At 71.3% G+C, this 12,339-nt stretch carries 12 protein-coding genes; 11 read left to right on the top strand and 1 reads right to left on the bottom strand.

Annotation, left to right across the window (positions count from 1 at the left end; translation table 11 throughout):
* Window positions 1–25 precede the first annotated feature (25 nt).
* Entirely contained in the window at window positions 26–181 is a 156-nt protein-coding gene (locus ACQPZQ_RS22580; protein ID WP_433283726.1) for a putative leader peptide, read from the bottom strand.
* A 52-nt stretch (window positions 182–233) separates the two neighbouring features.
* On the opposite strand from ACQPZQ_RS22580, the gene ACQPZQ_RS22575 reads away from it, so the two are divergent.
* The 11 genes from ACQPZQ_RS22575 (at window position 234) to ACQPZQ_RS22525 (ending at window position 12,319) form a co-directional block, all read left to right on the top strand.
* The gene (locus ACQPZQ_RS22575; protein ID WP_433283724.1) at window positions 234–422 is read left to right on the top strand and encodes a putative leader peptide; all 189 of its coding nucleotides are present in this window, start codon (window positions 234–236) and stop codon (window positions 420–422) included.
* A gap of 75 nt (window positions 423–497) precedes the next feature.
* Window positions 498–1,748 carry an ROK family protein gene (locus ACQPZQ_RS22570; RefSeq protein WP_433283722.1) on the top strand — a complete coding sequence of 417 codons (1,251 nt, stop codon included), beginning with the start codon at window positions 498–500 and terminating at the stop codon, window positions 1,746–1,748.
* 290 nt (window positions 1,749–2,038) lie between these two features.
* Window positions 2,039–3,403, top strand: a complete 1,365-nt coding sequence (locus tag ACQPZQ_RS22565) for an MFS transporter (protein ID WP_433283721.1) — start codon at window positions 2,039–2,041, stop codon at window positions 3,401–3,403.
* 2 nt (window positions 3,404–3,405) lie between these two features.
* Window positions 3,406–4,524 carry an NAD-dependent epimerase/dehydratase family protein gene (locus ACQPZQ_RS22560; RefSeq protein WP_433283719.1) on the top strand — a complete coding sequence of 373 codons (1,119 nt, stop codon included), beginning with the start codon at window positions 3,406–3,408 and terminating at the stop codon, window positions 4,522–4,524.
* Window positions 4,525–4,886: 362 nt separating this feature from the next.
* Complete coding sequence (locus ACQPZQ_RS22555; protein ID WP_433283717.1) at window positions 4,887–5,849, top strand: TauD/TfdA dioxygenase family protein; 963 nt, start codon at window positions 4,887–4,889, stop codon at window positions 5,847–5,849.
* Between the two features lie 30 nt (window positions 5,850–5,879).
* Window positions 5,880–6,962, top strand: coding sequence for an ABC transporter substrate-binding protein (locus ACQPZQ_RS22550; protein WP_433283715.1), 1,083 nt, complete (start codon window positions 5,880–5,882; stop codon window positions 6,960–6,962).
* Window positions 6,959–7,825, top strand: a complete 867-nt coding sequence (locus tag ACQPZQ_RS22545) for an ABC transporter permease (RefSeq protein ID WP_433283713.1) — start codon at window positions 6,959–6,961, stop codon at window positions 7,823–7,825. The genes ACQPZQ_RS22550 and ACQPZQ_RS22545 overlap by 4 nt, the downstream gene beginning before the upstream one ends.
* Window positions 7,801–8,556: an ABC transporter ATP-binding protein gene (locus ACQPZQ_RS22540; RefSeq protein ID WP_433283712.1), complete on the top strand. Its 756-nt coding sequence runs from the start codon at window positions 7,801–7,803 to the stop codon at window positions 8,554–8,556. The genes ACQPZQ_RS22545 and ACQPZQ_RS22540 overlap by 25 nt, the downstream gene beginning before the upstream one ends.
* On the top strand, window positions 8,553–9,908 hold the full coding sequence (locus tag ACQPZQ_RS22535; protein ID WP_433283710.1) for an LLM class flavin-dependent oxidoreductase: 1,356 nt from the start codon (window positions 8,553–8,555) through the stop codon (window positions 9,906–9,908). Before ACQPZQ_RS22540 ends, ACQPZQ_RS22535 begins: the two co-directional genes overlap by 4 nt.
* Window positions 9,901–11,121 carry an MFS transporter gene (locus ACQPZQ_RS22530; protein ID WP_433283708.1) on the top strand — a complete coding sequence of 407 codons (1,221 nt, stop codon included), beginning with the start codon at window positions 9,901–9,903 and terminating at the stop codon, window positions 11,119–11,121. Before ACQPZQ_RS22535 ends, ACQPZQ_RS22530 begins: the two co-directional genes overlap by 8 nt.
* Window positions 11,122–11,197: 76 nt before the next feature.
* Complete coding sequence (locus ACQPZQ_RS22525; RefSeq protein WP_433283706.1) at window positions 11,198–12,319, top strand: NDMA-dependent alcohol dehydrogenase; 1,122 nt, start codon at window positions 11,198–11,200, stop codon at window positions 12,317–12,319.
* The last annotated feature ends 20 nt before the right edge of the window (window positions 12,320–12,339 follow it).

The raw sequence follows: 12,339 nt of genomic DNA, 5'->3' as shown, positions 1-12,339 counted from the left end.
GCAAGAAGAACGGCGGGGCGGCGCGTCAGCCAGGACACACGCAGGACGCGAGTCGGCAGAGGTCGACATGCCGACGCTGCGTGAGCAGAACCCCGTTCACGGATACCACCCGAGCAGACGAGCGGAGTTCGCGCAACCAAATGTGATGCGGGAGTTCGGACCTTTGTTCATGCCGAACCATCGTTCGAACATTTGCCGCGTCACATTCCCATCTTTCAGCAGCACAGCAGGAAATGTCCGTCGAAATGTCAGGCCCGGGAGGAATTCGATCAGAAACTGTGACGGCGGCCACTGCCTCGCGCTGGTGCCGCTCTGCGACGATGTCCGGGATGTCCCAGGCCGCCACGCTGAAGGCGCGCCGCCACGTCGACCTCCGTCGGCAGGCGAGCGCGCTCTGTGCGGCGCCTGTGGCGCGCGGCTGATCCACCCCGCGCGCATCAGGCCGCAGCACCCGTCACGGGCCCACGTACGAAGGGCCCACCCAGGCAGGGACATCGATGCACGCTCTCCTCCGCGCCCCCGCCCCGCAGCCCGACGGCGGTGACCAGCTCGCAGGCGACGGCCGTCGCACCGCGACCGCAGCAGCCGTGCTGCGCACGATCCTCGACCACGGGCCGGTGGCCCGCAGCACGGTCGCGCGGCTCACCGGCCTCTCCGCGGCGGCGGTGAGCCGCCAGTCGACCGAGCTCGCCGACCTCGGCCTGATCCGCGAGCGACCGGTGCGCAGGCCGCGCCCCGCGATCGGGCGCCCGCACGTCCCCGTGGACATCGACACGCGGTCCCACCTGGTCGGCGGGATCCACATCGCACTGCGCCACACGACACTCGTGCTGATGGACCTGCGCGGACGGGTACTCGCCGAGCAGCGGATCCCCCACCGGGACCGGGCAGCGCAGGCCGTGCTCGCCGACGCCGGGGACCGCATGGCCGCGTTCCTCGACGAACACGCCTGCGGGCGCAGGCCGCTCGGGGTCGGGCTGGCCAGCGGCGGGTGGATCGACCCTGCGCGCGGGGTCGTCGTGCGGCACACGCAGCTGGGCTGGCGCGACGTGCCGGCGCAGGCGGTGCTGGAGGGAAAGCTCCGCCTGCCGGTGCGCGTCGAGAGCCACTCCCGCGCCCTGGCCCGCGCCGAGCAGTTGATCGGCTCCCACCGCACCCGTGCACGGATGAGCCTCGTGCACCTGTTCGTGGGCAACGTGGTCGACGCCGCGATCGTGACGGGCGGGACCGTGCACCACGGTCCCCGGTCCGCGGCGGGCGACGTCAGCCACCTCCCGGTCGGCTCGGGACCGACGCTCGCCGGTGGGCGTTGTGCTTGCGGACGCACCGGCTGCTTCCAGGCCACGGTGGCCGAGCAGGCGCTCGCCGACCACGCCGCCGGTACCGGCCTGCTGCCCGAGGCCCGCTTCCCCGACGTGCTCGCCGCGCTGGAGGCGGACGAGCCGTGGGCTGTCGCGCTGTTCCGCGAACGCGCCCGCCTCGTCGGCCGCGCGGTGGCCCTGCTGCTCGACGTGATCAACCCGGAGATCCTGGTGGTGGCCGAGGCCGGGATCACGCGCAGGCCCGAACTGCTCGATGATCTGCACGCCGAGGTGGCGGAGCGCGCGCACGTGGCCGCCGATCCGCGGCGCACCGTGGTGGCGAGTTCGTTCGGGACGCGAACGCTCGGCGTGGCGGCGGGATCGATCGTGCTGCACGAGGCATATGCGCGACCCTTGGAACTCGGCCCGCCGCCTGCCCGCACGTGACGCGCCCCGGCGTGACCCCCGTGGCAGCCGGTACGGCAGTCGGCCGAGCCGGTTCTACGGACGATCGACCGGTAAAGCATGCGTAATATTTGTGGAAACAGCCATGTTGACCCACCTCGGCGCCGCGACTAAATTTCACAGGTACCGCTCACGGTATTCGATATCTCGGACCGCACCGTTCGATATCTCGAACTTCGGAAGCCTTTTCAACTCAGTCGCCCATTGGCGACGTCCCGGTGCCGGACGACCCCCTACGGAGTGGGTCTCGCGGAGATTCAGGCAGGTGTTCGATGACCACCGAAGAGCTGAGTCAGCAGGTCGGCCCGGCTGAATCCAAGCACATCCATTCGCGGCGATATCAGGACGTGATCTCGGGTGACCGGGTCACGACGACGCACTGGTTCATCGCCTGGGCAGGCGGCCTCGGATTCATGATCGAGTCCATGGGCACCGCGGTCTACGCGCTGATCATCCCGCAGTTGCTCGACGACTTCGACGCCGATCTCAACCAGCTGACCTTCGCGCTCTTCATCGTCGGGCTCCTGTCGGCCGGTGCCACCTACTTCTGGCCGTGGCTGGCCGACAAGATCGGGCGGCGACCCTGCTTCATCATCAACATCGTCCTGTGCGCCCTGTCGCTCGTCCTGGTCGCGCTGTCCTGGAACTGGCTGTCCTTCATCGCGTTCTACGGCCTCTACCTGTGTGCCCAGGTCGGGGAGTGGGGCGTCGCAGCCTGCCTGATCTCCGAGACGTGGCCTGCCCGCCGGCGTGCCTCGGTACTGAGCTTCGCCCGCTCGTTCTATGGCTACGGCGCAGCTCTCGCCGGACTGCTCGGCGTCACCCTGGTGGCCACGATCGGCTGGCGGTACGCCTTCCTGCTCCCGGCCGGGGTCGCGTTCCTCGCCCTGTTCGTGCGTTTCTTCTGCCCCGAGTCGCCGTACTGGCTCCGGGCCCGCGACCGCAGGACCAGGCTCCGTGCCGCCGTGGCGCGCGGCGAGCAAGTGAGCACGGAGGACAGCGCGTGGCAGCGGAAGGCGGAGAAGCCGGGCCTGGGCCAGCTCTTCCTCGCCGACCAGCGCCGGCGCACGATCGTGGCGATATTCGTGCCGGTCGTCGGCCTGATGGCATTCACGATCGTCGGTGCCTGGCAGCCGCTGTACCTGCACAACGAACTCGGCTGGACCACCAGCGAATACAGTTTGTACACCATCTGGTGGGGTCTCGCCGGCACGCTCGGCTATTACATTTTCGGCTGGATCGCCGACCGTCGCAGCCGGCTCAGTGCGATGTTCGCGGGCAATCTGCTGTGTATCGTCACCATCATTCCGTGGGCGCTGAGCACGGAGCCGTGGGCGATCTACACGTTCGGCCTGCTGGCCAACGTCGGGTTGATCGGAGTGTGGGGCACGATCATGACGTACACGGCCGAGCTCTTCCCGACGAGGATCCGGGGTCTTGGCCAGGGGGTCTCGTGGGGCACGGCGGGCCTGATCAGCAAGGGGGTGCCGTTCCTTGCGCTGCTGATCAGCGATGTCACCGGTTCGTTCCAGCTGGCCTTCCTGCTCATCCCGGTGCTCCTGATCATCCAGCTGATCGGCCTGGTCATCGCGAAGACCGAGTACGCGGGCAAGGAACTCGACGAGATTGCGGTGTAGGCGTGACGAACAAGGTGCTCGTGGCAGGAGCCTCCGGCCTCGTCGGTGAAGCGGCCGTCCGGCGGTTCGCCACGCGGCCCGGATGGAAGGTCGTGGGTGCCTCCCGGCGTGTTCCCGAATCCGCCGGGAACACCGTCTTCCACTCGATCGACCTCACCGACGCGACGGCGTCGCGGGAGCTGTTCGGGAAGATGGGCGACGTCACCCATCTCGTCTACGCAGCACTGCAGGAGACGCCGGGGCTGTTCCAGGGCTGGCTCGACGAGGAGAACATCGAGCGCAACGCCCTGATGCTCCGCAACCTGTTCGAACCGCTCTCCGAGGTGGCCACCGGCCTGCGCCACGTCTCCCTGCTGCACGGCACCAAGGCGTACGGCGTGCACCACCCCTCGCTGGGGTACGACGGGCTGCGGATCCCGCTGCGCGAGCGCGACCCCCGCCGCGAGCACCGCAACTTCTACTTCGACCAGGAGAGCTACCTGCGGGAGAAGCAGGTACACGGCACCTGGCAGCTGACCGTCTTCCGGCCGACGGTGATCTACGGGGAGGCCGCGGGCAACAACATGAACCCGCTGCTGCCGATCGCGGTGTACGGAGCGCTCCTGCGCGAGGAAGGACGCCCGCTCGATCCTCCGGCAGGCAGCCTCGTGCCGTGGCTGCGCGAGGCGGTGCACGCCGACCTGGTGGCCGATGCCCTCAGCTGGGCGGCGTCATCGCCCGCCGCGGCCGGCGGCACGTACAACCTCACCAACGGCGACGTGTTCACCTGGGCGGGCGTGTGGCCGGCCATCGCCCGCACCCTCGGCATGCCGCTCGGCGAACCGCGCGAGGTCTCCCTGCGCGAGGAGCTGCCCCGCCGCCGGCAGGAGTGGGCGGCGATGGTCGCGAAGTACGGTCTGTCCAGCTCGCCGGACGTCATGAAGGTCGTCGGCTACAACTCGCTCGTCTACACCGACAACATGATGCGCGGCGCGCCAGCCGGGCAGCCGGTGCCGGCGCTGAACAGCACCGTTGCGGTCCGGCACGCGGGTTTCGGCGCATGCCTCGACACCGAGGACATGTTCGTCGAGCTGCTGCAGCGCCTGGAGGCGAAGCGCGTGATCCCGCCGCGCACTCGTTGATCGTCGCGAGATCCGGGTTATCGCCCTCGGCAGGGCCGAAACCCGGATCTCGTAGCGATGCGCGCCCATGGGAATTGAGCCCCGCCACCTGCGCGGACTTAATTACAGAAGTCGCAAAATTGACTTCCGCGGCTCCCCCACACACGATGGTTCACATGAGCGCGCCGCACCTGACCAGGGCATGTCGCCCCGGGTGCTGTACCTGCGGGTGACCGTCGGCGCTCGGCGCCACTGATTCGCGGCCACCCCGCTCGCTGTCTCGAACCTCTCCGCACCATTAGTCCGAACATTTGACCACCCGGTCCCACCGCATTGCATCGCGGCCGGGGAATGTTCGCTGCCACTTTCAGGGAAGGACCGACATGACCGTCGCGCCCGAACGCACCGCTCTCTCCGTCCGGCCGGTGGCCGGACACATCGGCGCCGACATCTCCGGCGTCGACCTGTCCGCCCCGCTCGACGAGAAGACCGTCGCCGGTCTGACCGACGCCCTGCACCGCTACAAGGTGATCTTCTTCCGCGGGCAGGAGCTCGACCACGCCGCACAGATCCGCTTCGGCCGGCACTTCGGCGAGCTCACCTACGCCCACCCGCACGACGACGCCCCGCCGGAGGGTCACCCGGAGATCTTCACCGTCGACCCCGAGCGGTACGCGAAGCGCTACGGCGGCGAGTACACGGTTCGCACCCGCCGGAAGTACAGCTACGTCGCGGGCTGGCACACGGACGTCACCGCCGCGGTGAACCCGCCTGCCGCGTCCATCCTGCGGGCCGAGGTGGTGCCCGAGGTCGGTGGCGACACCACCTGGACGAACCTCGTGGCCGCCTACGAAGGCCTCTCGGCCCCGGTCCGCGCGTTCGTCGACACGCTGCGGGCCGAACATCGCTACGGCGGCAGCGACAAGCCGGCAGGCGGCTCCGCCTACGCCCGCCGGGTCAACGACAACCTGCTGGTGGCGATCCATCCGGTGGTGCGGGTCCACCCCGTCACCGGGGAGCGCGCACTCTTCGTCAACCCCGGCTTCACCAGCCACATCGTCGACGTCGAGCCTCGGGAGAGCCGGGCGATCCTCGACCTGCTCTACGCCGAGCTCACCCGCCCCGAGTACACCGTGCGGTTCCGCTGGGAGCCCGGAAGCGTCGCCTTCTGGGACAACCGGGCCACCGCCCACCTCGCCCCGGCCGACCTGGACCACCTCGACGTCCGGCGCACCCTGCACCGCGTCACGGTGATCGGCGACCGTCCCGTCGGGCCCGACGGCCGTGAGTCCGAGCTCCTCGCCGGGCGCCCGTTCACGGCCGACCACGCCGTCGTCGTCGACTGACCGGCCCGACGACACCGAGACCGAGGACCTGTGAGCACCTCCCGTTCCCGGCGCACGCTCGCCACCACCGCGGCCCTACTGGCCGCGGTGGTCGTCGCGGCCTGCGGCACCACCACCTCCACCGGCGGCGAGCTCGCCGCCGACGCCCCGCTCCCGACCGACGTCCCCGCAGGCACCACCCTCGTCATCGCCGACCAGGCCGAGGCCCAGCAGGTGGCGCTGCGGGCGTCGGGTGAGCTCGAGAAACTGCCCTTCACCGCGCAGTTCGCCAACTTCACCGGCGGCCCCGCGATCCTCGAGGCGTTCCGGGCGGGCGCCGCCGACGTGGCCAGCGTCGGCGACACGCCGCCGATCCAGGCCCTCGCCGCAGGCGAAGACGTCCCGATCATCCTGGCTCGCCAGACCGACCCGTCGAGCACGCAGCTCGCCGTCACGCCCGGCAAGAACATCCGCCAGCTCGCCGACCTGCGCGGAGCGAAGATCGCCTACGCCGAGGGCACCGCGCAGCAGGTGATCGTGCTGAGGGCGCTGGAGAAGGCCGGGCTCCGGACCTCCGAAGTCGAGCTCGTCCGCCTGCAGCTCGGCGACTTCAACGACGCCGTCCGCACCGGGCAGGTGGACGTCGCCCCCCTGAACGAACCCCGGCTGACCCGGTTCCTCACCGAGGCCGGGCCGCGCGGCGGCGGCGTGATCGACCCGGCCGAGACGGCCGACACCTCCTCCGGGCTGAACTATCTCTACGCCCGCCGCGAGGCTTTGGAGGACCCGGCGAAGGCAGCGGCTCTGCGCGCCTACGTCGACCACTACATCCGCTCGCAGCAGTGGATCAACGAGCACCCGGCCCAATGGGTGCAGCAGTACTACGTGGAGAACCAGGGCATCAGCCAGGCCGACGGGCAGCGGATCGTCGACTCGCTGGGACAGATCACGTTTCCTCGCCTCGACGCCACGGTGGTGCAGCGCCAGCAGGCGACGATCGACGTGATCGACCGCGCCGGGGAGCTCCCGAAGAAGGTGCGCGCGAGCGACGGCTTCGACCTGCGCTTCGACCAGGTCGTGACGACCACGGTGCCGGCGGTCGGCGCGTCCTACGGGCCGGCGGGGGCGTCATGACCCAGCTGTCGGTCTCCCGGCCCCGCGAGCGCGGCCGCGGCGGCGAGGCGGCGGATGACCCGCGGCTGGCCCACCGGATCCGGCACGGCCGCAGGCTCGGGCCCGGGCGGGCCGTCCCAGGCGGGCTCGCTCTCGGCCCGGTGCTCCTCCTGCTCGCCTGGGTCGTCACCTCGGCGACCGGGCTTCTCGACCCGCAGACGCTCTCCGCGCCGTGGACGGTGGTCGCGACGTTCGGTGAGCTGATCGCCGACGGGAGGTTGCAGAGCAACCTGCTCACGTCCGTGCAGCGCGCCGGGATCTCGCTCGTGCTCGGCGTGGGGCTCGGTGTGGCGCTCGCGCTCGCCGCGGGCCTGAGCCGTGTCGGCGAGGCGCTCATCGACGGGCCGGTGCAGATCAAGCGTGCCGTCCCGACTTTGGCCCTCATCCCGCTCGCGATCATCTGGTTCGGGATCGGCGAGGAGATGAAGATCATCATGATCGCAGCGAGCGTCTTCGTGCCGGTGTACATCAACACCCATGCGGCGCTGCGCGGCGTCGACCACCGGTACGTCGAGCTCGCCGAGACCGTCGGGCTCTCCCGTGCGGAGTTCATCCGCCGCGTGGCGCTGCCGGGCGCACTGCCGGGCTTCTTCACGGGCCTGCGGCTCTCCGTGACGATCTCGTGGATCGCGCTGGTCGTGGTCGAGCAGGTGAACGCGACCAGCGGGATCGGCTACCTGATGACCCAGGCCCGCACCTACGGGCAGACCGAGATCATCGTCGTCGGGCTCGTCGTCTACGCCGCCTTCGGGCTGGTGGGAGACACGCTGGTCCGCGCCATCGAGAGGAGGGCGTTGTCATGGCGACGGACGCTGGGCAGCTGACGAGCCTGCCGGGAGCGGTCGGCCCGGCTGTGTCGCCCGCGGTACGGGCGCGCGGACTGACCCGCGGGTTCGACGGCCGCACGGTGCTCGACGACGTCGACCTGGACATCGCGGCGGGCGAGTTCGTGGCGCTGCTCGGGCGCAGCGGGTCGGGCAAGTCCACCCTGCTGCGCGCGCTCGCCGAGCTCGACGACGGCGTCGCGGGTTCGGGCGAGCTGCGGGTGCCCGCCGAGCGCGCGGTGGTGTTCCAGGACTCGCGGCTCCTGCCGTGGGCGCGCGTGCTCGACAACGTCGTGCTCGGCCTCAGTGGTCCCGATGCGCGCAGACGCGGAAGCGCGGCGCTCGGCGAGGTCGGCCTCTCCGGGCGCGAGCGGGCCTGGCCGAACGAGCTCTCCGGAGGCGAGCAACAGCGGGTCGCGCTGGCCCGCTCCCTCGTCCGTGAGCCCGCCCTGCTGCTCGCCGACGAGCCCTTCGGAGCACTCGACGCCCTCACCCGGATCCGGATGCACGCGCTGCTGCGCGAGCTCTACGACCGGCACCGGCCCGCGGTGCTGCTGGTCACGCACGACGTCGACGAGGCCGTGTCGCTCGCCGACCGGGTGCTGGTGCTCGAGGGCGGACGGATCGCCGTGGACCGGGCGATCGGCCTCGACCGGCCGCGGACCCACCGCGATCCCGCGTTCATCGCTCACCGGGAGTTCCTGCTCGCGGCGCTGGGGGTGGACAGGTGAGCGACCGTGAGCCGCGGCGTCAGCTGAGCCTCAACGCGTTCATCTACCCCGCGGGGCACCACGAGGCGGCGTGGCGGCACCCCGCGAGCGCGGCGGAACGGATCTACGACGCGTCGTACTACCAGGAGATCGCCCGCACCGCCGAGGCCGCCACGCTCGACGCGGTGTTCTTCGCCGACGGGCCGGCGCTGCAGGGCGACGTCGCGCACAACGCCGTGGGCAGGCTGGAACCGATCACGCTCCTCACGGCGATCGCCGCGGCCACCGAGCGGATCGGGCTCATCGCCACCGCGTCGACGACGTACTACGAGCCGTACAACCTCGCGCGGCTGTTCGGCTCGCTCGACCACATCTCCGGTGGCCGGGCCGGCTGGAACATCGTCACCACCGGCAACGACGCCGCGGCGGCCAACTTCGGCCTCGACGCCCACCCTCCGCACGCCGAGCGGTACGCGCGTGCCCGGGAGTTCGTCGACGCCGTGATCGCGCTGTGGGACAGCTGGGAGGACGACGCTGTCGTCCTCGACCGCGAAGCGGGGATCTACGCCGACGCGAGCAAGATCCACGAGATCGGCCACGCGGGCGAGTACGTGCGCGTGCGAGGCCCGTTCAACCAGCCGCGCCCGCCCCAGGGCCACCCGGTGCTCGTGCAGGCCGGAGCGTCCAACGAGGGGCGCGCCTTCGCGGGCCGCTACGCCGAGGCGATCTTCACCGCGCACCAGCGGCTGGCCGACGCCCAGGCCTTCTACGCCGACATCAAGGCCAGAGCCGCGAGCTTCGGCCGCCGGCCGGAGGACGTGAAGATCCTGCCCGGGATCAGCCCGTTCATCGCTGGCACCGAGACCGCGGCCCGCGCCCTGGAGCGCGAGTTCAACGAGCTCACGGTGCCGGCGTACGGGCTGCTCCAGCTCGAACGGATCACCGGCGCGTCGCTGAACCACCTCGACCTCGACGCACCCGTGCCACCGGCGTTGTTCGGCGGAGCCGGGGACGTCACGGACAACGGGCGCAGCCGGCTGCAGGTGGTGGCGGGCATCGTCGAGCGGGAACGGCCGACGGTGCGCGGGCTCCTGCACCGTTTGGCCGGGGCGCGCGGCCACCGCGTGTTCGCCGGTACGCCGGAACAGGTCGCCGACACGATCGAGGAATGGTTCCGGTCGAACGCGGCGGACGGCTTCAATGTGATGCCGCCGTACTATCCTGGCGGCTTGACGATCTTCGCCGAGGCCGTGGTGCCCATCCTGCGTCACCGCGGGCTGTTCCGCACCGAGTACACGGGCCATACCCTGCGCGACCACTTCGGACTCCCCCGACCGGCCGGCCGGATCACCGCACCAGCCGTCAGTGCATAGTCCGTCGCCCACCCCGGCCACCGCGGACCGGCCGCTGCGCCGGCTCGTCGTCCCCGCGTTCCTGCCGGCTGCGGTGTTCGGGATCGGGCAGGGCGCCGCCGCACCGGTGGTGGCGCTGAGCGCCCGCGAGCTCGGCGGCTCGGTGGCCGCAGCGGGGGTGATCGTCGCGCTGCTCGGGCTGGGCCAGGTGCTCGGTGACCTCCCCGCCGGGCGGATCGTGGCGCGGCTCGGCGAGCGCAACGCCGTTCTGCTCGGCAGCGCCGTCGGGCTGATCGGTGTCGCGCTGAGCCTCGTGGCGCCGTCGGTGGTGCTGCTCGGCGTCGGCGTCGGGCTGTTCGGGGTGGCCAGCGCGGTGTGGGGGCTGGCCCGCCAGTCCTACGTCATCGACGCCGTTCCCGAGGCGATGCGGGCGCGGGCGCTGTCGGCGATGGCCGGGCTGTCGCGGCTGGGGTTCCTGCTCGGCCCGTTCCTCGGCGCCGCCGTGGTGCACGTCGTCGGCACCCGCGGGGGCTTCCTGGTGCAGTTGGTGGCGGTGGTCGCGTCCGGAGCCCTGATGGCGGGCCTCCCGCGGCTCGAGCTCGGTCCGGACGAGCCCGGCGGGCGCGGGCGGCGGCCGGGGATCTCGCTGCGGACCGTCGTCACGACTCACAGCCGCGTGCTGCGCACGTTGGGCGCCGGGGCCTTGCTGATGGGAGCCGCACGGGCGTCGCGCACCGCCGTGCTGCCGCTCTGGGCCGACCACATCGGCCTGGATGCGGTGTCGACCAGCCTGCTGTTCGGGATCGGGGCCGCGGTCGACGTCGCGCTGTCCTATCCCGCCGGGCGCCTCATGGACCGGCGCGGACGGCGCGGGGTGGCGGTCGCCTCGCTGCTGGCGTTCGCAGCCGCCCACGTCGCACTGCCGTTGGCGACCACCGCAGTGACGCTCGGCGCGGTCACTCTGCTGATGGGGGTCGGCAACGGGCTGAGCAACGGGGTGATCATGACCCTCGGCGCCGACGCCGCACCCGCGGACGCCCGAGCCGAGTTCCTCGGCGCCTGGCGACTGTGTCACGACCTCGGGATGCTCGCCGGTCCGGCCGCGATCGCGGTGGTGAGCGCGGCGGCCGCGCTCGGTGCCGCGGCCCTGTCGATGGGTGGGCTGGCCGCCGTGGGGGCAGGAGTGATGGCCCGCTGGGTGCCCAAGCGACTCCCCGGACCCCGGCCGGGCTGACCGGGCTACGGTCGATGGGCCGAGAGCCGATCATTCCTCGGCCCCGGTTCCACCGACCGCATTACTGGAGTTGCCCATGCCCACCACCACGCGCGCCGCCGTCATGTGGGAGGCCGGCCAGCAGTGGGACGTCGTCGAACTCGACCTCGACGACCCGAAGGACGGCGAGGTGCTGATCCGCATCGAGGCGGCAGGCCTGTGCCACTCCGACGACCATGTCCGCACCGGCGACATGCCCGTCCGCTACCCGATGGTCGGCGGGCACGAGGCCGCCGGCGTGGTGGAGCAGGTCGGCGCCGGGGTGCGCCGTGTCGGGGTGGGCGACCGCGTCGTGTGCTCGTTCATCCCCGTCTGCGGCACGTGCCGCTACTGCTCGACCGGCCGGCAGAACCTGTGCGACGCCGGCCGCAACGCCGTGAGCGGCATGCTGCAGGACGACACCTTCCGGTTCCACAGCCCCGACGGTCGTGACGTCGGCGGGATGTGCGCGGTCGGCGCCTTCTCCGAGCGCGTGGTGGTCAGCGAGTTCTCCTGCGTGAAGCTCGACGACGACATCCCGTTCGACGTCGCTGCTCTCGTGAGCTGCGGCGTCCCCACCGGCTGGGGAAGCGCTGTCTACGCCGCCGGGGTGCAGGCCGGACAGACCGTGGTGATCTTCGGCTGCGGCGGAGTGGGCATCAACGCGGTGCAGGGCGCCGCCCACGCCGGGGCCGAGCACGTCGTCGTGGTCGACCCGGTCGAGTTCAAGCTGGAGAAGGCGCGCGAGGTGGGCGCCACCCACACCTTCACCGACCCGCAGTACGCCCGGGAGTTCGTCAAGAGCGCGACCCGGGGCCAGTACGCCGACCACGCCATCATCACGGTCGGGGTGAACGACGAGAAGGTCGTCGGCCACGCCATCGGCGTGATCGGCAAGGGCGGACGGGTCACCGTCACGGCGATGGGACGCTACGGCGAGCACCAGATCGTCGCCTACGACGCCCTGATCGTGGCCTACCAGCGGCAGGTGCAGGGCGCCCTGTTCGGAGGGTGTAACCCGCTCTACGACATCCCGCGGCTGCTCGGCCTCTACCGGGCGGGCGACCTGCGGCTCGACGAGCTGATCACCCAGCGCTACTCCCTCGACCAGATCAACGACGGCTACCGCGACCTGCTGGACGGCAAGAACATCCGCGGCATCCTCACGCTGGGCGGCTGAGCACGCGCCGCGTGCGGCCC

The organism is Pseudonocardia sp. CA-142604, from assembly GCF_050948475.1.
GTDB classification, from domain to species: Bacteria; Actinomycetota; Actinomycetes; order Mycobacteriales; family Pseudonocardiaceae; genus Pseudonocardia; species Pseudonocardia alaniniphila.
The sequence above is the reverse complement of the archived record's forward strand: the minus strand, read 5'-3'. Positions and strand labels throughout refer to the sequence as shown.